We start from the raw sequence: 24553 nt of genomic DNA on the forward strand, positions 1-24553 counted from the left end.
CCGCTCACATCTTGTCGATGCGCGCCACCATTTCGGTGGCGAAGGTCACAAAGGCCTGGCTGCCCTTGGCCCCCGGATCGAACACCACGCCCGGCAGGCCGTAGCTGGGTGCTTCGGCCAGACGCACGTTGCGCGGGATCACGGTGTCGAACACCTTGTCGCCAAAGTGGGCCTTGAGCTGGTCGCTCACCTGCATCTGCAGGGTGATGCGCGGGTCGAACATGACGCGCAGCAGGCCGATGATCTGCAAGTCCTTGTTGAGGTTGGCGTGCACCTGCTTGATGGTGTTGACCAGATCGGTCAGGCCCTCGAGCGCGAAGTATTCGCACTGCATGGGCACGATCACACCGTGGGCGGAACACAGGCCGTTGAGCGTTAGCATGGACAGGCTGGGCGGGCAGTCGATGAGCACGAAATCGTAGTCGGCATCGACCGCAGCCAGCGCGGTCTTGAGGCGTTTTTCCCGCCGCTCCACATCCACCAGCTCGACCTCGGCCCCGGCCAGTTCCCGGTTGGCGCCGAGCACGTGGTAACCGCACTTTTCCGAAAAAAGGGCGGCCTCCTGGACGGTGGCCGACTCCAGCAGCACGTCGTAGACCGAGAGCGCCATGCTGCGCTTGTCAACGCCAGAACCCATGGTCGCGTTGCCCTGCGGGTCGAGGTCGACCATGAGCACCCGCTGCCCCACCTTGGCCAGGCCGGCGGCGAGGTTGACGGTGGTGGTGGTCTTGCCGACACCGCCCTTCTGGTTGGCCACACAAAAGATCTTCGCCATCTGGTGTCCCGGTGCTTATTTGGAGATGGCCAGCTTGATGCCGAAGCCGATGAGGAAAACGCCAGCGAGCTTCTCCAGCGTGCGGGCGATGACCGGGTTGGCGCGCATGCGCTCGGCCAAGAAGTGCGTGAGCAACACGGCGGTCAGGCCATAGAAAAAGGTCAGCACCGCGACGGTGGCGGCCATGGCACCGAAGGTGATCAGGCCCTGGTGCTTCGCGGGGTCCACGAACAGCGGAAAGAAGGCCATGTAGAAGACGATGGCCTTGGGGTTGAGCAGGGTGATGGTGAGCGCCTGCTGGAAGTACTGGCGCGGTCGGATGTTGAGCACGGGTTTGCCGCCAGGCTTGGCGGTGAGCATCTTCCAGCCCAGCCAGGCGAGGTAGGCAGCGCCCAGCCACTGCACCGCGGCGAAGGCCGCCGGGTAGGCCGCGAGCAGCGCCGCCACCCCGGCCACTGCCATCCACATGAGCACCTGGTCACCCGCGATCACGCCGAAGGTGGCGGCCAGTCCGCCGCGCAGGCCCCCCTTGCTGGTCGAGGTGATCAGCGCGAGATTGCCCGGGCCTGGAATGGCCAGAAACAGGACGATGGCGGCGACGAACGCGCCGTAATCAGCGATGCCGAACATGTGAAAACCCCGGGAGTTGAGGGACTGAGTTTACGTGAGCGCCCTCTTCTTCTTTTTGTTCTTTTGGCTCTGGTTGCATTGTTCGCACGGAACGTGTGGGCAGAGGCGGTTGGTCCGGGTGGGATTTCTCCGGCCCACGCTCGCGGGTGAAGGCTTCTGGCGCGCTGCCGGGCTGGCGTCAAGACGGGGCGTGGTCATCTGATCTTGTCGCGACCGCGAATCGGGCCTGCGCCCTCCCACCCAAACCAACCACCTCCAGCAGCAAAAGGGTCGTCCAAGAGGCGTCCAGAGGAATCCAAAGGAGTCCACATCCGCCACTCACAGGACGGTGGTGGCGTGCACGGGCGCAGGCGCCCATTCGCGGTTGCCACAAAAAGAGGTGCGCAAGCCCGGTGTTGACGAAGTGAGGCTTGCGAACAGATGAGTCAGCCCGCGAGCGTGGGCCGGAGAACGCGCATGACGCCACCGGCCTGGTGCGAGGTGCAACGAGCGAAACGCGGGGAAGAGAAGGGCTCAGACCGAAGGAGACGGACGAAGCCAGACGATGCACCGCTCCGCATCCAGCCCCGGCACCACCAACTGTTCCACGTGAAACACCGACACCAAAGCAGGCAGCGCAGCGATCTCGTCCGCCGGGTGTTTGCCCTTCATTGCCATCCACACCGCTCCGGGCTTCAAGGCCGATGAAGACCAGGTCGTGAAATCCACCAATGAGGCAAAGGCCCGCGAGCAGACCACGTCAAAGCCCCCGCCCTCTTCCGCCTTGAGCGATTCCACCCGCGCATGCACGCCGCGCAGGTTCGGCAACTTCAGCGCGGCCGAGGCCTGCTGGATGAAGGCCGCCTTTTTGCCCACCGTGTCCACACAGCTCACCTGAATCTGCGGACAGGTGATGGCGATCACCACACCCGGCAACCCGCCACCCGATCCCACGTCCAGCAGCTTGATCGGCTGGCCACCGGTCTGGCGCAGCAACGGGCCGATGGCGGCCAGACTGTCCAGCAAGTGGTGCGTCATCATTTCGGCCGGATCGCGCACGGCGGTCAGGTTGTAGACCTTGTTCCACTTCTGCAGCAACGCCAGGTAATCCAGCAGCAGGCTCACCTGCACGTCGCTCAGTTGCAAGCCCAGAGCTCGAAGACCTGAAATCAGCACATCCCGGCTCATGCCTCGGCGCCTTCCACCGCCACGGTGGCAAAACCCTTGAAGCCACCCTTCTTCAGGTGGATCAGCAGCAGCGAGATGCTGGCCGGCGTGATGCCCGAGATGCGCGAAGCCTGTCCCAGGGTTTCGGGCCGGTGCTTGGCCAGCTTCTGCCGCGCCTCGAATGAAAGCGCCGTCACCTGCAGGTAGTCCAGATCGATGGGCAGCTTCAGCCCCTCGTAGTGCGACGCCCGCTCCACCTCGTTCTTCTGGCGGTCGATGTAGCCCGAATACTTGGCAGCGATCTCCACCTGCTCCACCACCGGCTCCAGCAAGTCTCCCAGCGTTTCACGTGAAACATCGGGGCTCACGTACTTGCCAGCCTCCATGCCGACCAGTTCGGCGTACCCCACGGCCGGGCGGCGCAGCAGGTCGAACAGGTTGTGTTCGTGCTCAATCGCCTTGCCCAGCACGCGCTCGCTCTCGGCCGCCGGCAGGTTGCGCGGGTTCACCCAGGTCGATTTCAGGCGCTCGGTTTCCCGCGCCACCGCGTCGCGTTTGCGGCTGAAGGCATCCCAACGCGCGTCATCCACCAGGCCCAGCTGGCGCCCGGCTTCGGTCAGGCGCATGTCGGCGTTGTCTTCGCGCAGCTGCAGGCGGAACTCGGCGCGGCTGGTGAACATGCGGTAGGGCTCGGTCACGCCCTGGGTCACGAGGTCGTCCACCAGCACGCCGAGGTAGGCCTCGTCGCGGCGCGGCAGCCAGGTGTCTTTGCCCTGGCACTGCAGCGCGGCGTTGAGCCCGGCGAACAGGCCCTGGGCCGCCGCCTCTTCGTAGCCCGTGGTGCCGTTGATCTGGCCGGCGAAGAACAGGCCCTGGATCTGTTTGGTCTCAAAACTGTTCTTGAGCGAGCGCGGATCGAAGTAGTCGTATTCGATGGCGTAGCCCGGGCGCAGGATGTGGGCGTTTTCCAGCCCCGGCATGCTGCGCACCAGTGCGTACTGGATGTCGAACGGTAGGCTGGTGCTGATGCCGTTGGGATAGACCTCGTGCGTGGTCAGACCCTCGGGCTCCAGGAAGATCTGGTGGCTGTCCTTGTCGGCGAAGCGGTTGATCTTGTCTTCCACGCTCGGGCAGTAACGCGGGCCCACGCCCTCGATCTTGCCGGTGAACATGGGGCTGCGGTCGAAACCGCTGCGGATGATCTCGTGCGTGCGCAGGTTGGTGTGGGTGATCCAGCACGGTACCTGCTGCGGGTGCGGCACCGATTGCCCCATGAAGCTGAACACCGGCACCGGCTGGTCGGGGTTCATGCCACCGGGCACGCCGTCGCCGGGTTGCTCCTGGCACTTGGAATAGTCGATGCTGCGGCCATCCAGGCGCGGCGGCGTGCCGGTTTTCAGGCGCGCCTGCGGCAGTTTCAGTTCCTTCAGGCGGGCCGACAGGCTGATCGCCGGCGGGTCGCCCGCGCGGCCGGCGGCGTAGTTGTTCAGGCCAACGTGGATCTTGCCATCGAGAAACGTGCCCGCCGTCAGCACCACGGTGCGGCTGCGGAATTTGATGCCCACCTGCGTGACGGCGCCGACCACCCGGTCGCCCTCCACCATCAGATCGTCCACCGCCTGCTGGAACAGCCACAGGTTCGGCTGGTTCTCCAGCATGCGACGGATCGCGGCCTTGTAGAGGATGCGGTCGGCCTGGGCGCGGGTGGCGCGCACGGCCGGGCCTTTGGAGCTGTTCAAAATGCGGAACTGGATGCCGCCCTCGTCCGTGGCCAGCGCCATCGCCCCGCCCAGCGCGTCCACCTCTTTCACCAGGTGGCCCTTGCCGATGCCACCGATGCTGGGGTTGCAGCTCATCTGCCCCAGCGTTTCGATGTTGTGCGTGAGCAGCAGCGTGGCGCAGCCCATGCGCGCGGCGGCGAGCGCGGCCTCGGTGCCGGCGTGGCCACCGCCGACGACGATGACATCAAATTCTTGTGGGTACAACATGGTGAAAGCTCCAGGGCACGGCGGCTGGCGCGCTGCCCGACAATGCGGATGCGGTGTGTTTCACGTGAAACACCCGCCGCCCGGCCGGCGTCTGGCTCGGGCAACCCGCAATTGTCCCATCAATGCCCCTTAGCCGCCCACCCGTGCCCAGCACCACCCCACGCGCAACCGGCGAACCGGCGCTGGCCGCCCTGCCCGGCCTCGGCCCGAAGTCGCAGGCCATGCTGGCAGCGGCCGGCATTCCCGATCTGGCCACGCTGCGGCGGCTGGGATCGGTGGCCGCCTACGCCCGGGTGAGGCGCAGCGACCCGCGCGCCAGCCTCAACCTGCTCTGGGGGCTCGAAGCGGCGCTCACCGGCCTGCCCTGGCAGACCGTGGCACGCGAGCACCGCACCAGCCTGTTGCTGGCGCTGGACGCGCTCAACGATCCGAAGTCCCCACGTCAATGAGATTGGCAGCGCCAGCCTGACAATCAAAGGCCACCACACCAAGGCCCGCATGACCACACCCATCCCCCTCCTCGTTTTCGCCGGCAGCAGCCGCGCCCAGTCCTGGAACCGCAAGCTGGCCAAGGTCGCGGCCGACACCGCCCGCGCCGCCGGTGCCCAGGTCACCCACCTCGAACTGGCCGACTTCGACCTGCCGCTCTACAACGGCGACCTGGAAGCGCGCGGCTTCCCGCGCGACGCGATCCGCCTGAAGGAAATCTTTCACGCCCACCCGGCCTGGCTGGTGGTTTCGCCCGAGTACAACGGCAGCTACACCGGCCTGCTGAAGAACACCATCGACTGGGTCTCGCGCCCCGTCAAAGACGATCCACTGTGGGCGAACGGCGGCAAGCCCTTTGCCGGCAAGGTGGTGGGCATGCTCTCGGCCTCGCCCGGTGCGCTCGGCGGCCTGCGCAGCCTGAGCCACCTGGCGCCGCTGCTGATGAACCTGCAGTGCTGGGTCTCGCCCAAACAGTTCGCGCTGTCCAAGGCCGGCGAAGCGTTTGATGCAGACGGGCACCTGATCGCAGAGACCGCCCGCAGCAGCGTGCAAGGCGTGGTGGACCAAGTACTCAACGCCGCCCGCCGCTTTGCAGACTGAGGCATCGGAGCGCGACCCACAACGCATGAAGCGACCCTCCCCAGGGCACCGCCGGGCCGGCTTCGCCGGACGGCCAGTGCCGCCCCCTCGGGGGGTCGCGCGAAGCGCGGCGGGGGGTCTATCTAAGGCACTTTTGCGTGCAACAGGATCTGCTCGCCCAGCAGCTCGTAGTTGCCGCCGAAGTGGTGGTCGCCCTTGAGCTGCACCGGGGTCACCAGCTCGGTCGAGGTCGTGGGGCAGATGGTGTCGCGGTCGTCGCTGCCGTAGAGGCAGGTGGTGGTCGCGGCCGACAGGCTGGCCAGCTCGGGCTTGAGCCGCAGACCCAGGTGGTTGCGCACCACCCAGTTGGACAGCTTGAACTCGAACGAAGCCTTCTCGCCCGGCCCGATCAGCACCGTGTGCGCCACCAGGCTTCTGGACGCGCTGGACAGCCGGTTCAGCGCGAACGGCAACACGTCGGCCCCCTGGGAATAGCCGATCAGCACCACCCGGCTCTTCTTCCATTGCACGGCGTAGTGCCGCAACAACCGGTCGAGGTCGCTGGCCAATCCCTGCGGCGTGCGTTGCTTCCAGAAATAGCGCAGCGAATCCAGCCCGACCACGGGCACGCCGCGCGCGGCCATGACGGCCGCCACCTTCTTGTCCAGGCCAGCCCAGCCGCCGTCCCCCGACACCAGCACAGCAAACACGTCGGACGGCACGCTGGACGGCACCTCCACCAGCGGCAGATCGGCGATGTCACTGCCAGCGCCCTGCGGCTTGACCACCACCCCCGCCGCGAGCTTGCGATACGCGGCCTGGTAGGCCGACAACGCGCCCTTGCCAGACAGCACGCCGTGTTCGGTGGCCCCCGCCAGCGGCACCAGCTCGGCCCCGGGCACCTGGGCCACGAAGGCCTGGGCGGCCCCGGTGGCGCACACCTTGTCGTCACTGCCGTGCAGGGCGGTCCACGGCGCCCGCAGTTTGCCGGCGGGCAACAAAGTGAGCGCACGCTTGTCGGTACTCTGACGAAAATGAACCCCATCCCCCTTGCACAAGGGCTTGGCAAACACCAGCTCGGGGCAGAAACCCGCCGACAAGGCGCCGCCAAACGTGCCTTCGGGCGCCTGGGCGATCAAGGCGTAGGCCAGGCTGGCGCCTGATCCCTGCCCCACCAGCAGCGGCGGGTAATAAGCCTTCAGACGCGCATAGCCTTGCAGGAAGTGCGACAGGTTCTCGAAATCGCCGTCGGGCAGCGCGCAGTCGCCGCCGTCTTTCTCCAGCAGCGCCAGCAGCTGCGGCGTGTTCACGCCCGCCACCACCGCGCCCTGCTCCACCAGCGGCCTGGCCAGCGCGGCCATGGCGGGCGTCCAGCCCGCTTCACCCGAGAGCAGGATCGCGAACGACTTCACCTCGCCCTTGGGCCGGTAGAGCGACACGTCCTTGAAGCGGCCGTGCGAGATTTTTTCCTGCGCTTGCGCCAGAACCGGCGCGGTCAGCGCACAACAAAACGCCAGCAAGGCGGTGGCAAAGGTGTTCATTTGGACATGACCCGTCGGAAGCCGCCCGCGATCAGGGCGGCGATGTCGGTGAGGATGATGAAAGGCGCCAGCCCGCCCGGCGCGGTGAGGTAACGCGGCTCCCAGACCGGGTCGAACTTCGCCTTGAAGGCGCGCAGACCCTGGAAGTTGTAGAAGTTTTCGCCGTGGTTGAACAGCAGGCGCGCCAGGCGCTGCCAGTTAGGCGCCAGCGGGTGCTGGGCCATGCCCGCCAGCGGCACCATGCCCAGGTTGAAGCGCTGGAAGCCCTGGGCCTGGAAGTGCAGGATCACCTGGGCGAACAGGAAATCCATCGAACTGCGCGGCGCGTCGGGCAGCTGGCGCATCAGGTCCACGCTGGCCTCGATCTTCTGGTCGGTGCACATCAGGGTGGCAAACGCCACCGCCCGCCCGGCCTGCCGCACCAGCGCCACCGGCTGACCCAGCACGTAGTCGCGCTGGAACGCGCCGAGCGAAAAAGCCTTCTCGGCCGTGTTGTGGTCGTTCAGCCAGGCGTCTGAAATCGCCTGCAGCTCGTCGAACACCGGCGCCGCCGCACCGGGCGCCAGCACCTCGAAACTCAGGCCTTCGCGCCGCGCACGCGCCACGCCGTGGCGCAGGTTGGCGCGGGCCTTGCCCTGCAGGCTGAAGCCGGGCAGGTCCACCAGTGCGCACTCGCCCAGCTTGTAGACCCGCAAACCGGCGTCCAGGTAGACCGGCAGCGCCTCGGGACGCACCTGGTAGAACGCCGCCCGCCCACCAGACTCGCGCGCCTGCTCGACGAAGCGCCACACCAGTTCGGGCCACTCGCTCGCGGGGCCCACCGGGTCGTACAGCGCCACCCAGGAGCGGCCGCGCCGCCCGAACATGACAAACGCGCGCTGCGACTCGGAGACCATCAGGCTCTTGTCGCCCATCATCACCAGCCCCGCGCCCGCCACCCCCTGCGCGCGCACGATGCGCGCCGCCTGGTCGAGCGCGCCGGCGCTGGGCTTGATCAGCGCCGGGTGGGGCCGGCGCAGCAGCTGGACCAGGGCCACGATGAACGCCACCAGCGCCACCGCCACCATGGCCCGCAGCGAGCGCGGCGCGTGGCCATCGAACGCGAACTGCCACCAGACTTGGTTCACGTAGGCGACGTCGCGGTAGACGAAGAACAGCAAGGCCCCGGTGGCCGCCACCACCACCGCCACCGCGGCCAGCCAGCCGCCCGTGAAGGCCTGCGAAAACAGCGCCGCCTTGCGGTTGAACTGCCGGCGCGACAGCGCCAGGCTCGCCGTCAGCACGCTGAGCAGCACCGCCTCGGACACCGCGATGCCCTTGGGCAGGCAGAGCACCAGGCTCACCAGCGCCAGGATCAGGCCGGCCCACCACGAGGCGTCGAGCCGCAGGAACATGCCCCGCGCCACGAACAGCAGCGCCAGCCCGATGATGCTGCCCAGAAAGTGGGCCGCTTCGACGATGGGCAGCGGCATCAGCTGCGCGAGCAAGACGGTCGCGTCCCCGGTCGCCGGCGTCACGCCCGACACCAGCAGCATCGCGCCGATCACGAAGGTGAAGGCCGACAGCAGCAGCGGCGACAAACTCGCCGCCGCCCGCACCACCGGCGTGGCGGCACCGCGCTGCAACTCGGACAGCACCAGCAGCGCCAGCGCCAGCACCAGCGGCAGCAGGTGGTAGACCGCGCGGTACAACACCAGCGCGCTCACCAGCTGGTGGGCCGGCACCTGATGGCCCAGGGCCAGCAGCATCACCGCCTCGAACACCCCCAGGCCACCGGGCACATGGCTGATCACGCCCAAGGCGATGGCCAGCGAATAGAAGCCCACGAAGGCCGGGAAACCGATCGCCCCCTCGGGCAACAAGACCCAGAGTGCGGCCGCAGCAGCCACCACGTCCAGGGCCGAGATCAGCAGCTGCTGGGCCGCGATTGACGCGCTCGGCAGGCGCAGCGACCATCCGGCCAGACGCAGGTCGTCGCCTCCGCCACGACACACCCCGACAAAACCCGCCGCCGCCAGCAGCACCGCCACGCCCAGGGCCTTCAGCAGCCCGGCCGACAGCCCCACCATCGAAGCCACCGCACCGGCGCCCCACACCACCGCGGCCGCGCCCACCACCACGATGCCGACGCCAAAACCGATGGCGTTGAACGCGATGGCGCGGGAAATCATCCCCGCCTCCAGCCCCGCCGCGCCGTACAGGCGCATGCGCACCGCACCGCCCGTGAGCACACCCAGGCCCATGGTGTTGGACAGCGCAAAAGCGATGAAAGAGGTCTCGGCCACCACGCGGTAGGGCAGCCGGGCGCCCGCGTACTGCAGGGCGGAGCGGTCGTAAAAAGTCAGCGCCAGAAAGCTCAGCGCCGTGGCCAGCACCGACAGCAACAAGGTGGCCGGCGGCGTGCCGCGCACCGCCTCGACGATGGCGCCGTAGCTGAGCTCGGCCATCACCTTGTGCGCCGCCTGCACCAGCAAGGCGCCCAGCAGCAGGGCGAGCGCGGCGTACATCCAGATGCGCCAACGGGCCAGTTGGGCAATCAGCAGTTCGGGGGTGGGGATCTTCACAGGGTGGGCCAGGGCATCGAGCGGGTACAGAGGGTCATCGACAGGCCCACCCGAATCTCAAGCCGGCGGCCGAGTGTAGCGCTGGCTTGCGGTGAACCGATGACAATCGGGGGCCATGCCAGCAACTTCCGCACCCATCCTCGCCTGCCGACCCGGCTGCGCCGCCTGCTGCATCGCGCCTTCGATCAGCAGCCCGATGCCGGGCCTGCCCAACGGCAAACCGGCGGGCTTGCCCTGCCCGCACCTGGACGAAGCCCTGCGCTGCCGCCTGTTCGGCCGGCCCGAGCGGCCGAAGGTGTGCGGATCACTGCCGCCGAGCCGGGAGATGTGCGGCGACACCCGCGAACACGCAATCCATTTCCTGGAGCGCCTGGAGCAGGCCACAAGCCCATGACAAAGGCCCGCAGAAGCGGGCCTTTGTTGAGTACGTTCCGGAGCACGTGCCCGGACCCAGCACACGCCGAAGATCCGGCTTTGCCGGTCCAAGGGCGTGGTCCCCCCTCCGGGGGGAAGCCGCAAAGCGGCGCAGGGGGGGTTACTGCTTCACCGCTTCGACCTGGATAACCAGGCGCACGTTCTTCGGGAAGCCCCAGTCCACGCCGTAGTTCACACCGAAAGCGGTGCGGTCGATGGCGGCTTCGAAGTCGCCGCCGCACACTTCGCGCTTGAGCATCGGGCTGTCGTAGCAGGCGAACTGGTTGGCCTTCATCGTCACCGGCTGGGTCTTGCCCAGCAGCGTCAGCTGGCCTTCCACCGCACTGACCTTGTCGCCGGTGAACACAAACTTGTCGGCCACGAAGCGGGCCTTGGGGTGTTTGGCGGCATCAAAAATGTCGGCGCTCTGCAGGTGCTTGTCGAACATGGCCGTGCCGGAGTTCACCGATGTCATGTCGATGCTGATGTCCACCTTGCCGGTCTTGGCCGCGCGGTCAAAGGACACCGTGCCTTCCTTCTTGTCGAAGCGGGCGCGGTTCACGCTGGCGCCGAAGTGGCCGATCTCGAAGGTCGCGAAGGTGTGCGTCGGGTCGATCGCGTAAGTGGCGGCCTGGGCGATGCCGGCGGTGGACAGAACGGCCGCGGCGGCCAGCAAGGTCAGGGATTTGCGCATGGTGTGTGGAACTCCAGTTAAAAAACAAAGATATCGAAGAACAGCGAACAGGGGAAAATCAAAACCGACGGTCAGAGCTTGCCCACGCCCGTGAGCGCCAGCTTGAACTTGACCTGCACCTCGTCGGCCACCATCGAGGTGTCGGCCCACTCCTTCTCGCCAATGCGGAAGGCCAGGCGCTTGATCGGAAAGCTGCCGGTGGCGGTGGTGGTGGCGCCACTCTGGGCCAGCGTCACGGGCACGACCACGTCGCTGCTCAGGCCCTTGATGCTGAGCTTGCCCGCCACCTCGAACCTGTTGCCGTCCAGGCGCCTGACGCTGCTGGACTGGAACGTGGCCTTGGGAAACTGCGCCACGTTGAACCACTCGGACTTGGGCAGTTCGGCATTGGCTTCGCGGCTGATGTCGGCGCTGCCGGTGTCGACCGTGAAGGCGATCTTGCTGGCGGCCAGCTTGGCCGGGTCGAACGCCACCTGGGCACTGAAGCTCTTGAACTTGCCCTGCACCGGCACGCCCATCTGGCGGCTCACAAACTGGATCTCGCTTTGAGCAGGCACCAGTGCCTGCTGGGCCTGGGCGGCTAGGGGCAACAGGCTGGTCAGGGCCAGGGCGAGAACAACGGGTTTCAGGCGGGAAGTCATGTCGGCGGCTTTCGGAACGGGAACAAGGGTGGGGAGACCAGCGCGCTCAGCGGCCGGCCAGGGCCATGCGGCGCAGCAGGCCGTCGCGGTCCACAAAATGGTGTTTCAGTGCGCCAGCCACGTGCAGCAACACCAGCGCGGCCATGGCCAGGGCCGAGAACTTGTGCAGCGGCTTGAGCACCTCGGCCAGGCCTTCGCTCACCGGCACAAAGTCCGGCAGTGGCAGCACGCCAAACAGCACGAGCGGAAAGCCGGCGGCCGAGCTGTAGGTCCAACCCAGCAAGGGCACCGCGAAAAACAGCGCATACAGACCGGCGTGCGTGGCGTGGTGGGCCAGTCGCTGCCAGGCTGGCATCGCCGCCTCGACGGCCACCGGCAAGGCCGGCGGACGGGCCAGCCAACGGGTCAGCAGGCGGAACAGGGAGAATGTGAGCACCAGCACACCCGCCCACTTGTGCCAGCTGTAGTACTGCAGGCGGGCGGGCGAAAACGGCAGGTCGGCCATGTACAGACCCAGGGCAAAGTTGCCGATCAGGGCCAGGCCCAGCAGCCAGTGCAGGGCCACGGCCACGGGGTGGTAACGGGTGACGGTCGGTTCGGACATGCCGGGAGTTTAGGCAGCCGGCGCAGTGCCCAGTGTCAAACGGCTTGAAGCTTGACTTCAAAATATTTGAATGAACTCTGCCGGCCAATTCGAATCCCGCACCGGCGGCAGTGCCGCTCCTACAATGCGCCCATGCCCGACACCGATGCCCAGACCCTGCTGACGCTCTACCCCGCCATGGGCTCGCTCAAGGCGCTGTTGCCGCGTCTGAAGACGATGCAGGTGCCGGCGGGCACAGCCCTGTTCCGGGAACTCGAAACCTGCCAGGGCTTCCCCATGGTGCTCAGTGGCGAGGTGCGTGTCTCACGCAGCGCCGCCAACGGCCGGGAGCTGGAACTCTACCGCGTGCTGCCGGGCGAAATGTGCCTGGTCTCGTCCGCCGGCCTGTTTGCCGGTCAGCCGCTCACGGCGCATGGCGTGACCACCTGCGAAACCACGCTCACCCTGCTTTCGCCGCCCGACTTCCAGCTCGCCCTGACCGACAACGACTTCCGCTCTTTTGTGCTCGGCCTGTTCGCCTCGCGCATGGCCGACCTCACCGCCCTGATCGAGGCCATCGCGTTCCAGCGCCTCGACAGCCGGCTCGCCAGCACCCTGCTCGGCCACGGTCAGCAGGTGCGCGCCACCCACCAGGCGCTCGCCGACGAACTGGGCACAGTGCGTGAAATCATCACGCGCCTGCTGCACCGCTTCGAGCGCGACGGACTGGTCGAACTCTCGCGCGAGTGCATCACCATCCGCGACAGCGCCGCCCTGCGCGCCATCGCGGCCATGTCGACGAAGTGAGCCGCCGCGGCGCCGCTTGCGCTTTGTGACACAGGTCACATACCCCGCCCCGACGTTTCGATTCAATACGCTCCACGTTCCGCCACCGGGCGAACCCCGCAGGGTTCATGGCAGCGGCTCAACCACCGTTAACAGGAGTATTCACATGACCAAGAACGTCGGCGGCATCGACCGCATCCTTCGCATCCTCGTGGGCGTCGCCCTCATCGCCGCCGCCGCCATGGGCAGCATCGGCGTCTGGGGCTACATCGGCGTGGTGCCGCTGCTGACCGGCCTGATGGGCTGGTGCCCGCCCTACGCGCTGCTGGGCTTCAACACTTGTAAAAGGTAACCCCCCCGCGCCGCCTGCGGCGTCACCCCCCCGAGGGGGCATCACGAGCGGCCCGGCAAAGCCGGTTCCGCCGTGATCTGTGTTGAGGCACGCGCTCCGGAGAGGTCGCTTGTCCCCTTCTGCCTCTCCGGCTTGTCCGACCTGCGACAGCCCGCCTGCCATCTCCGCGCGACCATGTCGCCCACAGCCGCGCATCCTGACGCGGCGCAGGAGACACGGCATGCTGAATATCCCCTCGCTCAAAGACTCCGTCAGCGCCGAAGAGTGGGCGCTGCGCTGCGACCTCGCGGCCTGCTACCGGCTGGTAGCCGCTTACGGCTGGAGCGATCTGGTCTTCACCCACATCAGCGCCAAGCTGCCCGACAGCGTCACCGGCGGTGAACACCAGTTCCTCATCAACCCCTACGGCCTGATGTTCGACGAGATCACCGCGAGCAGCCTGGTCAAGGTCGACATGGCCTGCAACAAGCTGATCGACTCGCCCTTCCCGGTCAACCCCGCGGGCTTCGTGATCCACAGCGCGGTGCACGAGGCGCGGCCCGACGTGCAGTGCGTGCTGCACACCCACACGCGCGCCGGCGTGGGCGTGAGCGCGCAGAAGGCCGGCATCCTGCCCATCAGCCAGCAAAGCACCTTCGTGCTGGCCTCGCTGGCGTACCACGAGTACGAAGGCGTGGCCTTCCGGCCGGACGAGAAGCCGCGGCTGCAGGCCGACCTGGGTCGGGCGAACTTCCTCATGCTGCGCAACCACGGCCTGCTCACCGTGGGCAGCAGCATCGCCGACGCCTTCCTGTCGATGTACACCTTCGAGAACACCTGCCGCATCCAGATCGATGCGCTGGCCGGTGGCGGTGAGCTCACGCAGGTGGACCCGCGCATCCTCGCGGGTATGGCGGAGGTGATGAAGATCGCGACCGCCGGCCAGGGCGCACAGCTCGCCTGGCCGGCGCTGCTGCGCAAGGTCGAGCGGCTGGACCCGGGCTACCGGACCTGATCAGAATCCGTCGGCGTAGCTCTTCAGCTCCCAATCGCTCACCTGCTGCGCGTAGGCATCCCACTCGGCCTGCTTGAGCTTCAGGAACTGCTCGCAGAAGGCCGTGCCAATGTCGTCGCACAGGATCGCGTCGCTGCGCAGCGCCGCCAGGGCATCGTGCAGGTCGCGTGGCAGGTGCGGCGGCATGGGCTGGCCGCTGGCCTGTCGCTGGTAGAGGTCTTCGTCGCAGGCGTCGGGCGCGGGCAGTTCGCGGTCGATGCCGTCCAGCCCGGCGGCCAACGTGGCCGCGAGGGCTGCGTACACGTTGCACGACGGGTCGGGCAGGCGCCACTCGATGCGCCCGGCCACGGTGCGCACGAGGCAGGTGCGGTTGTTGTCGCCCACAGTCTTCCACACCGGCGACCAGGTCGTGCCCGAGGCGCTGGCGCTGCTGGCCAGGCGCTTGTAGCTGTTGACCGTGGGCGCGCAGAGCGCGGCCAGCGCGTCGGCGTGGTGGATCAGGCCGGCGGCGAACTGGTGGCCCGCCGTGCTCAGGCCGAGCGCGCCGGCCGGGTCGGCCATCACGGGCCTGCCCTGCGCGTCCGTGAGGCTGACGTGGAAATGCAGGCCGCTGCCCGGCGCGCCCGCCAGCGGCTTGGGCATGCAGCTGAAGGTGGCGCCGTGCTGCTGAGCCACCGCATGCGCGGTGAGCTTGAACAGCTGGTAGCGGTCGGCCGCGGCCAGGGCCTCGTCGTGCCGGTAGTTGATCTCGTACTGGCCGATGGCGTCTTCGTGGTCCATCTGCTGCAGCTCGAAACCCAGCGCCGAGAGGTGGCGGCGCATGTCGTCGAGGAAGCCGAAGTTGCGGTGGATCGCCTTCAGGTCGTAGGACGGTTTGTCCAGCTGGTCTTGCGCATCGGCCACACCCCAGCGGCCCTGCGGGTCCTGCTTCATCAGGAAGAACTCGGGCTCGATACCCACATGAAACGTCCAGCCGCGTTCGCGCAATCGATTCAACTGGTGCTTCAGCAATTGCCGCGAGCAGGTGTCCAGCGGCTCACCACCGGCGAAGCCATCGCACACCGCGTGCGCGACGCCGGGCATGAACGGCAACGGCCGCAGCGACTCGGGCACCACGCGCCCGAAATATTCGCCCCGCGCACCCATGCGCGGCAGGCCCGTGCCCCAGATGCTGGGGCCGGCGAAGCCCGCGCCGGTGGCCACCGCGTCGGGCAGCGCTTCGAGCGGCACCAGCTTGCCTTTCGGCACGCCGTGCAGGTCGGTGAAGGTGGTGAGGATGGAGTGGATGCCCTGCGCGCGCAAGGCGCCCATGCGCTCGGTCAGCGAGTGGTCGTCACCCCCGCTCAAGCCAGCACCTCGGCCATCGCCGCGTCGAGCACGCCCAGCGCTTCGGCGAACACGCTGTCTTCTATGGTCAGCGGGAACAGGTAGCGGATCACGTTGCCGTACACGCCGCAGGTCAGCAGCAGCAGGCCGCGCTTCAAGGCGGCGGTCTGCACCTTCTTCGTGGTGTCCGCATCGGGCGCGCCGGTGGCGGGATCGATGAACTCGCAGGCCACCATGGCACCCAGCCCGCGCACGTCGCCGATGCGCGGGTACCTTGCCTTCGCGCCGTTCAGGTGCGCCACCAGCCGCTCACCCAGCAGCTGCGCCCGCTCGGGCAGCTTCTCTTCGGCCATCACGTCCAGCACCGCGTGCGAGGCCGCGATCGCCAGCGGGTTGCCGGCGTAGGTGCCGCCCAGTCCGCCCGGTGCCGGGCCGTCCATGATCGCGGCCTTGCCGCTCACGGCCGACAGTGTGGTGCCGCCGGCCATGCTTTTCGCCATGGTCATCAGGTCGGGCGACACGCCGTAGTGCTCCATCGCGAACATCTTGCCGGTGCGCGCAAAACCGGTTTGCACCTCGTCGGCGATCAGCAGGATGCCGTGCTGGTCACACAGCGCGCGCAGCCACTTCACGGCCGCGGGCTGGATGGGGTTGAAGCCGCCCTCGCCCTGCACCGGCTCGAACACGATGGCCGCCACGCGGCTGGGTTCGATGTCGCACTTGAACACCTGCTCCATCGCTTTCTGCGTGTCGGCCAGCGAGCTGCAGTGACAAGGGAAAGGCACGTGGTAGATCTCGGGCGGGAACGGGCCGAAGCCGGCCTTGTAGGGCTGGACCTTGCCGGTGAGCGCGACCGAGAACATGCTGCGGCCGTGGAACGCACCGCCAAACGCGATCACGCCACTGCGCCCGGTGGACGAGCGCGCGATCTTCACCGCGTTCTCGATCGCCTCCGCGCCGGTGGAAAAGAACGCGGTCTTGACCTTGCCTTCGATCGGCACGATGGCGTTGATGCGCTCGGCCAGCGCCACGTATTCGGCGTAGGGCACGACCTGGTAACAGCTGTGCGTGAACCGCTGCAGCTGCGCCGCGATCGCCGCCTGCACCTTGGGGTGCACGTGGCCGGTGTTCAGCACCGCGATGCCGCCCGCGAAGTCGATGAAGCGACGACCTTCGATGTCCCAGAACTCGGCGTTCTTCGCGCGGTCGATGAAGAAGTCGCCCATCACACCCACACCGCGTGGCGTGGCGTCCAGCCGGCGCTGGTGCCAGGCGGCGTTGGTGTGGGGCGCGTTCAGGTTTTCAGGTTTCTGCGGTGCGTTCATGGGGGTCTCCTTCAAAAGCGCACACAGCGGTGCGAGGTGTCTGATCCAAGGGCACCGCGGAACCGGCTTTGCCGGGCCGCCAGTGCCGTCCCCCCTCTGGGGGGAAGCCGCTTCAGCGGCGCAGGGGGGTTACACAGGACTGTCAATCCGAATCCAGGTCGTCTTGGTTTCCGTGTACTTGTCGAACGCGTGCAGCGACTTGTCGCGCCCGACGCCGCTCTGCTTGAAGCCGCCGAACGGCACGGTGATGTCGTCTTCGTCGTACTGGTTCACGTGCACCGTGCCGGCGCGCAGCGCACGGGCCACGCCGTGCGCCTTGTTGATGTCGCGCGTCCACACGCCGGCCTGCAGGCCGTACACGCTGTTGTTGGCCTGCTTCACCACATCGGCCGCGTCGGTGAAGCTCTGCACCGCGAGCACCGGTCCGAAGATCTCTTCACGCGCGATCGTCATCTGCGGCGTCACGCCGTCGAAGATGGTCGGCTGCACATAACAACCGCCCGCCACCGGCGACGCCAGCGAGCCACCCGCGATCAAATTAGCGCCCTCGCTCTGCCCGAGGCCGATGTAGCGCATCACGTTGTCGAGCTGCACCTGGTCAACGATGGCGCCCATCACCGTGCCCTTGTCCAGCGGGTTGCCCGGCTGGTACTGCGGCACCAGCTTCAAAGCCTTTTCCAGGAAGGCGTCCTTGATGGACGCTTCCACGAACAGGCGCGAAGGCGCGTTGCAGCTCTCGCCCTGGTTGAAGAAGATGCTGCCCACGGCGGCCTCGACCGCGCGGTCCAGATCGGGGCAGTCGGCGAACACGATGTTGGGCGACTTGCCACCGAGCTCGGTCCAGGCGCGCTTCAGGTTGCTCTGCCCGGCCATCACGTGGATCTGCTTGCCCACGCGCGTGCTGCCGGTGAAGGCGATGCAGTCCACGTCCATGTGCAGCGCCAGCGGCGAGCCGGCTTCGGTGCCGAAACCCGGCACCACGTTGAACACGCCGGGCGGAATGCCCGCGGCCAGCGCCAGCTCGGCCAGTCGCAGGGCGGTCAGCGGGCTCTTCTCGCTCGGCTTCAACACCACCGAGTTGCCGGCGGCCAGGGCCGGTGCGATCTTCCAGGCCGCCATGATCATGGGGTAGTTCCAGGGCACGATGATGCCCACCACGCCCACCGGCTCGCGCGTGATCAGCGCCAGCGAATTGCTCGGCGTGGGCGCGATCTCGTCGTACACCTTGTCCACCGCCTCGCCGTACCAGCGGATGCAGTTGGCCGCGCTGTTCACGTCCACGCTGCGTGCGTATTTCACCGGCTTGCCCATGTCCAGCGTCTCGGTCAGCGCCAGCTCGTCGGCGTGCGCCAGCAGTTGGTCGGCGAACTTGATCATCACGCGCTTGCGCTGCGCGGGCGCCATGCCGCTCCAGCGCCGGTCCTCGAACGCGGCGCGGCCGGCGGCCACGGCGGCGTCGATGTCGGCCTGGCCACCGCGCGCCACCTGGGTGAGCACACGGCCGTCCACCGGGGAGATGCAGTCAAAGGTCTGGCCGTCGCGCGCGGCCACGCGTTCGCCGTTGATGACGGCGCGGCCGTCGAACTTCAAGGGGGTGGAGGTGTCGGTCATGGGCAATATCCAGCGGAACGGAAAGTGGGCATTGGCACCATGCTACGCCGGAAAAGACCTTGTTGTCCCATCCACTTTCCCGACGGCGCAAGCATCCAGTGCCCCCCAAAAGCCTGCGGCCCCGGCATCCAAGGACACCGGGGCCGCCACGGAGACCGGGACGGGATCAGTTCGTCGTCGCCAACGCCGTCAGTTCTGCCCGCGTCGCCGCCGCGATCTCGCGCTCGCGCTTGCGCGTCTGCCGCGCGACCCAGACCGAGTAGCTGATGATCACGATCGTCACCGTGGCGATCAGCAGCGTGGCCGCGGCGTAGATGGTCGGGTTGATGCCGCGGCGCGCGTAACCGAAGATCACCTGCGGCAGCGTGCTCACGCCCGGGCCGGAGAGGAATTCGGAGATCACCACGTCGTCGAACGAGAGCGTGAACGACAGCAGGAAGGCGGCCAGGATGCCCTGGAAGATGTTGGGCAGCGTGATCAGGAAGAACACCTGGAACGGCCGCGCACCGAGGTCCATGGCGGCTTCTTCGATGCTGCGGTTCATTTCCATCAGCCGGCTCTGGATCACCACCATGCCGTAGGCCATGCCCAGCAGGGTGTGGCCGAAGATGATGGTCAGCATGCCGCGTTCGGGCCAGCCAAAGGCGTTCTGCGCGCCCACCATCAGCAGCAGCAGCGACAGGCCGATCACCACCTCGGGCATCACCAGCGGCGCGTTCACCATGCCGGAGAACACCGTGCGGCCCAGGAAGCGGCGGTAGCGCACCAGCACGAAAGCGGCGAAGGTGCCGAGGATGGCCGAGAGCACACCCGTGACCGCGGCCACCTTCACCGAGAGCCAGAAGCCTTCGACGATCTTGGTGTCGCGCGTGAGCGCTTCGTACCAGCGCAGCGAGAAGCCGGTGAAGTTCGCGTCCTGCCGTGTGCTGTTGAAGCTGAACACGATCATGAAGAACAGCGGCACGTAGAGGAACAGGTAGACCAAGGCCAGCCAGGCCTTGCCGAAGTGTTTTTCGAGGAGCTGTTTCATTGCCAATCCTTTGCCAAATGCCTGGGAGGTCCGACGGGTGCTTTGCGGGGATGCGGTGGAACCGGCTTGGCCGGGCCACTCGCATCGCCCCCTGGGGGGGTGACGCGAAGCGGCGCGGGGGGTTACTTTTCTTCGGCGGTGAAGTGGTAGTAGATGGCCAGGGGCACGATGATCAGCAGGATCATCACCACCGCCAATGCCGAGGCGCGTGGCCAGTTGTTGCTGGTGAACATCTCGTCCCAGACCACGCGGCCGATCATGATGTTCTCCGGCCCGCCCAGCAGGGATGGGATCACGAACTCGCCCACGGCGGGGATGAACACCAGCATGAAGCCTGCCACGATGCCGGCCTTGGACAGCGGCACCGTCACCAGCCAGAACGCCTTGAAGGGCGAGGCGCCCAGGTCGTAGGCGGCTTCCAGCAGGCGGAAATCCATCTTCACCAGGTTGGCGTAGAGCGGCAGGATCATGAAGGGCAGGTACACATAGGTCATGCCCACCAGCATGGACACGTTGGTGTAGAGCATCTGGATCGGCTCGTCGATGACGCCCACACCCATCAGCAGCTGGTTGATGACGCCCTGGTCGGCCAGGATGCCCTTCCAGGCGTAGACGCGCAGCAGGAACGAGGTCCAGAACGGCAGCATCACCATCATCAGCAGCGCGGGCCGCACGCTGGGCGCCGAGCGCGCGATGAAGTAGGCGAACGGGTAACCGATCAGCAGGCACAGGACCGCGGTGCACAGCGCGTACCAGATGGAGCGCAGGTAGGCCTCGATGTAGATCGTCTTGAACAGCTCGCCGCCTTCCGCGTCGCGGAAGATGGTCCAGTAGTTCTCGTACTTCAGGCTCAGGATGCCCGTCACCGGGTCCCAGATCGGCTTGAACGGGTTGATGCTCTCGCCCTGGTCCACGAAGCTGATGTACAGCAGGATCAGGAAGGGCAGCAGGAAAAAGACAAACAGCCAGACATAGGGCACGCCGATGACGAAGCGCTTGCCGGGCATGGGGATGTTGGAGGCCATGGTGTGATCTCCTGAAGGGGTCAGTCGCGAAGCACCACTGCGGCGTTGTCGTCCCACCAAAAGTAGACCTCATCTTCCCAGGTGATGTCCGTCAGGTCCTGGCGCGTGGTGTTGGCCTCGGTGACCCGCACCTTGGAGCCATCACTGGCCTGCAGGATGTAGGTGGTGTACGAGCCCAGGTATCCGATTTCCTTGACCTTGCCCTGGAACAGGTTGAAGCCCACGCCCTCGGGCCGGGTCTTGCTGATCTCGATCTTCTCGGGCCGCACGGCGATGGACACCGGCATGTTCAGCGTGCCGCTCACGCCGTGCCCCACGTGGACTTCGCCGATGGCGGTGGTGGCGGCGCAGCGGTCGGGTTCGTCCACCGTGAGCTTGCCGGCGAACAGGTTCACGTTGCCGATGAAGTCGGCCACGAACTTGTTGCGCGGGTGTTCGTAGATCTCTTCGGGCGTGCCCACCTGCAGCACGCGGCCCTTGCTCATGATGGCGATGCGGCTGGCCATGGTCATGGCCTCTTCCTGGTCGTGCGTCACCATCACCACGGTCACGCCCACTTTTTCAATGATGTTGACCAGCTCGAACTGCGTCTGTTCGCGCAGCTTCTTGTCCAGCGCGCCCAGCGGTTCGTCCAGCAACAGCAGCTTGGGTTTCTTGGCCAGACTGCGCGCCAGCGCCACGCGCTGCTGCTGCCCGCCCGAGAGCTGGTGCGGCTTGCGCTGGGCGTAGGGCGTGAGCTGCACGAGGCCCAGCATCTCGTCGGTACGCTGCTGCACCTCGGCTTTGGGCAGGCCTTCTCGCTTGAGACCGAAGGCCACGTTTTCCCAGATGTTCAGGTGCGGGAACAGCGCGTAGCTCTGGAACATCATGTTCACCGGCCGGTCGTAGGGCGGCATGTTGGCCACGTCCTGACCGCCCAGCATGATGCGGCCCGAGGTCGGTTTCTCGAAGCCGGCCAGCATGCGCAACAGCGTGGACTTGCCGCAGCCCGAACTGCCGAGCAGGGCAAAGATCTCACCCTTGCCGATGGAGAGCGACACCTCGTCCACGGCCACCGCCTCGTCGAAGCGCTTGACCAGTTTTTCTGTGACCAGATAACCCGCCTGTGTGCCAGCCTCTGCCATGGGTGAACCTCGCTGTGTTGAACGTGATGAAAATCGGATGGCCCAACAAAAAGGGCTGTTCATCCCTGGTGGTTGAACAGCCCTGGAGCCTTGGTGCTCAGGAAAAAGCCGGACGGCTTATTTGCCTTTCTTGAAGGCGTTGTAGGTGTTGCCCATGGCTTCGCGCGCTTCGTTGGTGAAGCTGCTCGGCGGGATCATCTTGGCGAAGTAATCGGCTTCGACAAAGATGGTCTTGTTGCTGGCGATTTCGGGCTTGACCTGGGCCACGCCGGCCTTGTTGCCGGTGGGGTAGCCCATCTCGTTCGACATTAGGGCCGCGTTTTCGGGGCGCAGGTAGAAGTCGATGAAGGCCGCCGCGTTGTTCGGGTGCTTGGCGTCCTTGGTCACGGCCATGGTGTCAAAGAAGATCAGCGCGCCGGTGCTGGGCAGCATGGCTTCGATCACGTCCTTGGAACCGTTTTCGGTGGCGCGGGCGGCGGCGATGTTCACGTCACCCGACCAGCCGATGGCCACGCAGGCCTTGCCGCCAGCGATGTCGTCGATCATGGTCGAACTGAACAGGCGCACGTCCTTGCGCACCTTGGCCAGCATCTCGCCCGCGGCCTTGTAGTCGGCCGGATCGTTGGAGTAGGCGTCCTTGCCGATGTAGTGCAGCGCCACCGGGATGATCTCGGTCGGCGAGTCGAGGTAGGCGATGCCACAGCTCTTGAGCTTGCTCGTGTACTCGGGCTTGAACACCAGGTCCCAGGCGTTTTCCGGCATGGCCATGCCACCCAGCGCCTTCTCGACCTTGGTCTTGTTGATGCCCACGGTGGTGAAGCCCCAGGCCCACGGCACCAGGTGCTTGTTCTCGGGGTCGGCCTTGGTCAGCGTGGCCATGATGGCCGGGTCCATGTTGGCCAGGTTCGGGATCTGGTCTTTCTTCAGCGGCTGCAGCAGACCGCCTTCGATCTGGCCCTTGGCGAACACGGTGCCGGGCACGACGATGTCGTAACCGGTGTTGCCCGCCACCAGCTTGGCGTGCAGCGCTTCGTTGGTCTCAAACGTGTCGTAGTTGACCTTGATGCCGGACTCTTTTTCGAACGCGGCGATCATGCCCTCGGGCACGTAGTCGGGCCAGTTGTAGATGTTCAGAACTTTTTCATCGTCGTACACCGGGCCGGCGGGTGCGGCCGGCGCGGCCGGGGCAGCAGCCACCGGAGCGGGCGCAGCGGGCGCGGCCACCGGTTCTTCTTTTTTGCCACAGGCCGCGAGCAGAATGGCCGATATGGCCAGAGCCAGAACTTGCTTCTTCATGGTGAGGGACACTCCAAATAGGTGGGATGAAATCCGACGGTTGACACAACGGAACCGGCTGGCTTGCACACCCGGGAGCATGCAAGTTACAGACCAACTTTATCCCCGCTTTGGGGCATGGAAACACTGTAACAAAGATTCAGCGGTCACCGAAGCGGGGCAACACCGGGTGCCCTTCGGGCCCCATCCACGGGCGGTTCAGGCCAGCTGCCCGGCGGCGCGCAGGTCGTCCAGCGTGGCGTCCAGGCAGCGGCGGATCAGGGCCATCATCTCGTCGATCTGGGCGCGTGTCATCACCAGCGGCGGCGCGATGATCATGCGATCGCCCACGGCGCGCATGATCAACCCGTTTTTGAAACAGTGGCCGCGGCAGATCATGCCCACGCCGAGGTCCGCGTCGAACATCTGCCGGGTCGTCTTGTTTTTCACCAGCACCAGACCGGCCACGAAGCCGCAGGTCTCGGCGTCGCCCACCAGCGGATGCGCGTTGAGTTCGGCAAAGCGCTCGGCCAGGTAGGGACCGACGTCGTCCTTCACCCGGCCCACCAGGTTCTCGCGCTCCATCAGCTCCAGGTTGGCCAGCGCCACCGCGCAGGCCACCGGGTGGCCGCTGTAGGTGTAGCCGTGGTTGAACTCACCGCCCTGCTCGATCAGCACCTTGGCCACGCGGTCGCCCACCATCACGCCGCCCAGCGGGATGTAGCCACTCGTCACGCCTTTGGCGAAGGTCACGAGGTCGGGCCGGTAGCCGAACTTTTCATAAGCGAACCAGTGGCCCAGACGGCCGAAGGCGCAGATCACCTCGTCGGAAATCAGCAGGATGCCGTACTGGTCGACGATGCGCTGGATCTCGGGCCAGTAGGTCTCAGGCGGGATGATCACGCCGCCCGCGCCCTGCACCGGCTCGGCGATGAAGGCGGCCACCTTGTCGGCGCCCACTTCCAGAATCTTCGCTTCCAGCCAGCGCGCCGCGCGCAGGCCGAAGTCGGCCTTGCTCTCGCCGGGCAATGCGTTTTCCCAGTGGTGCGGCTGCTCGATGTGGGTGATGTTCGGGATCGGCAGGTCGCCCTGCGCGTGCATGCCGCTCATGCCACCCAGCGAGGCGCCCGCCATGGTGCTGCCGTGGTACGCGTTGTTGCGGCTGATGATCACCTTGCGCTGCGGCTGACCGAGCAGGTCCCAGTAACGGCGCACCATGCGCACGTTGGTGTCGTTGCTTTCGCTGCCGCTGCTGCTGAAAAAGACATGTTCAAAGCTGCGCCCACCGACCTTGGGCGCCAGCGAGGCGAGCTTGGTCGCCAGCTGCACCGCCGGCACGTTGGTGGTGTTGAAGAAGCTGTTGTAGAACGGCAGCGTCATCATCTGCTGGTAGGCCGCGTCGGCCAGCTCCTTGCGGCCGTAACCCGCGTTCACGCACCACAGGCCGCTCATCGCGTCCAGGATCTTGGCGCCTTCGGAGTCCCACACATAGATGTTGTCGGCCCGCGTGATCACCCGCGCGCCGCGCGAGGCCAGCCCCGCGTGGTCGGTGAAGGGGTGGATGAAGTGCGCGCTGTCCAGCGCCTGGATGGCCTGGGTGTCCTGCTGCTCGGCGCGGCGAACCAGGGCGGGCGGGGCGATGAGGGTTGAGGGGTTCATGG

23 protein-coding genes are annotated in these 24553 nt (G+C 66.6%); 6 read left to right on the top strand and 17 right to left on the bottom strand.

Annotated features, from left to right (window positions below; all coding sequences use genetic code 11):
• Positions 1 to 4 precede the first annotated feature (4 nt).
• The 4 genes from F3K02_RS15740 to mnmG all read right to left on the bottom strand — a co-directional run bounded on the left by F3K02_RS15740 (position 5) and on the right by mnmG (position 4539).
• The gene (locus F3K02_RS15740) at positions 5 to 775 is read right to left on the bottom strand and encodes a ParA family protein (protein WP_177136579.1); all 771 of its coding nucleotides are present in this window, start codon (positions 773 to 775) and stop codon (positions 5 to 7) included.
• Positions 776 to 790: 15 nt separating this feature from the next.
• Positions 791 to 1405, bottom strand: coding sequence for a LysE family transporter (locus tag F3K02_RS15745; RefSeq protein ID WP_177136580.1), 615 nt, complete (start codon positions 1403 to 1405; stop codon positions 791 to 793).
• A gap of 513 nt (positions 1406 to 1918) precedes the next feature.
• Complete coding sequence (gene rsmG, locus F3K02_RS15750) at positions 1919 to 2572, bottom strand: 16S rRNA (guanine(527)-N(7))-methyltransferase RsmG (protein ID WP_177136581.1); 654 nt, start codon at positions 2570 to 2572, stop codon at positions 1919 to 1921.
• Complete coding sequence (gene mnmG / locus F3K02_RS15755) at positions 2569 to 4539, bottom strand: tRNA uridine-5-carboxymethylaminomethyl(34) synthesis enzyme MnmG (protein ID WP_177136582.1); 1971 nt, start codon at positions 4537 to 4539, stop codon at positions 2569 to 2571. Before mnmG ends, rsmG begins: the two co-directional genes overlap by 4 nt.
• Positions 4540 to 4682: 143 nt before the next feature.
• On the opposite strand from mnmG, the gene F3K02_RS15760 reads away from it, so the two are divergent.
• Positions 4683 to 4988: a TfoX/Sxy family protein gene (locus F3K02_RS15760; protein ID WP_218179475.1), complete on the top strand. Its 306-nt coding sequence runs from the start codon at positions 4683 to 4685 to the stop codon at positions 4986 to 4988.
• A 49-nt stretch (positions 4989 to 5037) separates the two neighbouring features.
• On the top strand, positions 5038 to 5628 hold the full coding sequence (locus F3K02_RS15765; RefSeq protein ID WP_177136584.1) for an NADPH-dependent FMN reductase: 591 nt from the start codon (positions 5038 to 5040) through the stop codon (positions 5626 to 5628).
• A gap of 122 nt (positions 5629 to 5750) precedes the next feature.
• Here F3K02_RS15765 and F3K02_RS15770 read toward each other — a convergent pair whose 3' ends face one another.
• On the bottom strand, positions 5751 to 7148 hold the full coding sequence (locus tag F3K02_RS15770) for a virulence factor family protein (RefSeq protein ID WP_177136585.1): 1398 nt from the start codon (positions 7146 to 7148) through the stop codon (positions 5751 to 5753).
• Positions 7145 to 9712, bottom strand: coding sequence for a bifunctional lysylphosphatidylglycerol flippase/synthetase MprF (gene mprF / locus F3K02_RS15775; RefSeq protein ID WP_218179476.1), 2568 nt, complete (start codon positions 9710 to 9712; stop codon positions 7145 to 7147). Before mprF ends, F3K02_RS15770 begins: the two co-directional genes overlap by 4 nt.
• Before the next feature lie 115 nt (positions 9713 to 9827).
• Between mprF and F3K02_RS15780 the strand changes: the two genes are divergently transcribed.
• The gene (locus F3K02_RS15780) at positions 9828 to 10106 is read left to right on the top strand and encodes a YkgJ family cysteine cluster protein (protein ID WP_177136586.1); all 279 of its coding nucleotides are present in this window, start codon (positions 9828 to 9830) and stop codon (positions 10104 to 10106) included.
• Positions 10107 to 10247: 141 nt separating this feature from the next.
• On the opposite strand, the gene F3K02_RS15785 is transcribed toward F3K02_RS15780, so the two are convergent.
• From F3K02_RS15785 to F3K02_RS15795, 3 genes are all read right to left on the bottom strand, one after another.
• Positions 10248 to 10820 (bottom strand): YceI family protein, encoded by a 573-nt coding sequence (locus F3K02_RS15785; protein WP_177136587.1) that lies wholly within the window; start codon positions 10818 to 10820, stop codon positions 10248 to 10250.
• Positions 10821 to 10891: 71 nt separating this feature from the next.
• Positions 10892 to 11461 (bottom strand): YceI family protein, encoded by a 570-nt coding sequence (locus F3K02_RS15790; RefSeq protein WP_177136588.1) that lies wholly within the window; start codon positions 11459 to 11461, stop codon positions 10892 to 10894.
• Between the two features lie 46 nt (positions 11462 to 11507).
• The gene (locus F3K02_RS15795; RefSeq protein ID WP_177136589.1) at positions 11508 to 12065 is read right to left on the bottom strand and encodes a cytochrome b; all 558 of its coding nucleotides are present in this window, start codon (positions 12063 to 12065) and stop codon (positions 11508 to 11510) included.
• A gap of 132 nt (positions 12066 to 12197) precedes the next feature.
• On the opposite strand from F3K02_RS15795, the gene F3K02_RS15800 reads away from it, so the two are divergent.
• The 3 genes from F3K02_RS15800 (at position 12198) to F3K02_RS15810 (ending at position 14176) form a co-directional block, all read left to right on the top strand.
• Positions 12198 to 12851 carry a Crp/Fnr family transcriptional regulator gene (locus F3K02_RS15800; protein WP_177136590.1) on the top strand — a complete coding sequence of 218 codons (654 nt, stop codon included), beginning with the start codon at positions 12198 to 12200 and terminating at the stop codon, positions 12849 to 12851.
• Between the two features lie 145 nt (positions 12852 to 12996).
• Positions 12997 to 13182 (top strand): YgaP family membrane protein, encoded by a 186-nt coding sequence (locus F3K02_RS15805; protein ID WP_177136591.1) that lies wholly within the window; start codon positions 12997 to 12999, stop codon positions 13180 to 13182.
• Positions 13183 to 13402: 220 nt separating this feature from the next.
• Positions 13403 to 14176 carry a class II aldolase/adducin family protein gene (locus tag F3K02_RS15810; RefSeq protein WP_177136592.1) on the top strand — a complete coding sequence of 258 codons (774 nt, stop codon included), beginning with the start codon at positions 13403 to 13405 and terminating at the stop codon, positions 14174 to 14176.
• On the opposite strand, the gene F3K02_RS15815 is transcribed toward F3K02_RS15810, so the two are convergent.
• The 8 genes from F3K02_RS15815 to F3K02_RS15850 form a co-directional block, all read right to left on the bottom strand.
• The gene (locus F3K02_RS15815; protein ID WP_246309525.1) at positions 14177 to 15523 is read right to left on the bottom strand and encodes a type III glutamate--ammonia ligase; all 1347 of its coding nucleotides are present in this window, start codon (positions 15521 to 15523) and stop codon (positions 14177 to 14179) included.
• Positions 15520 to 16827, bottom strand: a complete 1308-nt coding sequence (gabT, locus tag F3K02_RS15820) for a 4-aminobutyrate--2-oxoglutarate transaminase (protein WP_177136593.1) — start codon at positions 16825 to 16827, stop codon at positions 15520 to 15522. Before gabT ends, F3K02_RS15815 begins: the two co-directional genes overlap by 4 nt.
• A gap of 129 nt (positions 16828 to 16956) precedes the next feature.
• Positions 16957 to 18438: an aldehyde dehydrogenase gene (locus F3K02_RS15825; protein ID WP_177136594.1), complete on the bottom strand. Its 1482-nt coding sequence runs from the start codon at positions 18436 to 18438 to the stop codon at positions 16957 to 16959.
• 166 nt (positions 18439 to 18604) lie between these two features.
• On the bottom strand, positions 18605 to 19468 hold the full coding sequence (locus F3K02_RS15830; RefSeq protein ID WP_177136595.1) for an ABC transporter permease: 864 nt from the start codon (positions 19466 to 19468) through the stop codon (positions 18605 to 18607).
• 122 nt (positions 19469 to 19590) lie between these two features.
• A complete protein-coding gene (locus F3K02_RS15835) occupies positions 19591 to 20493 on the bottom strand; it encodes an ABC transporter permease (RefSeq protein ID WP_177136596.1) in 903 nt (300 codons plus the stop codon).
• A gap of 20 nt (positions 20494 to 20513) precedes the next feature.
• Entirely contained in the window at positions 20514 to 21617 is a 1104-nt protein-coding gene (locus F3K02_RS15840) for an ABC transporter ATP-binding protein (protein WP_177136597.1), read from the bottom strand.
• 117 nt (positions 21618 to 21734) lie between these two features.
• Positions 21735 to 22913, bottom strand: coding sequence for an extracellular solute-binding protein (locus F3K02_RS15845; RefSeq protein ID WP_177136598.1), 1179 nt, complete (start codon positions 22911 to 22913; stop codon positions 21735 to 21737).
• A 198-nt stretch (positions 22914 to 23111) separates the two neighbouring features.
• The gene (locus F3K02_RS15850; protein WP_177136599.1) at positions 23112 to 24551 is read right to left on the bottom strand and encodes an aspartate aminotransferase family protein; all 1440 of its coding nucleotides are present in this window, start codon (positions 24549 to 24551) and stop codon (positions 23112 to 23114) included.
• Positions 24552 to 24553 lie beyond the last annotated feature (2 nt).

This window comes from Hydrogenophaga aromaticivorans (assembly GCF_013387465.1).
Classification (GTDB): domain Bacteria; phylum Pseudomonadota; class Gammaproteobacteria; order Burkholderiales; family Burkholderiaceae_C; genus Hydrogenophaga; species Hydrogenophaga aromaticivorans.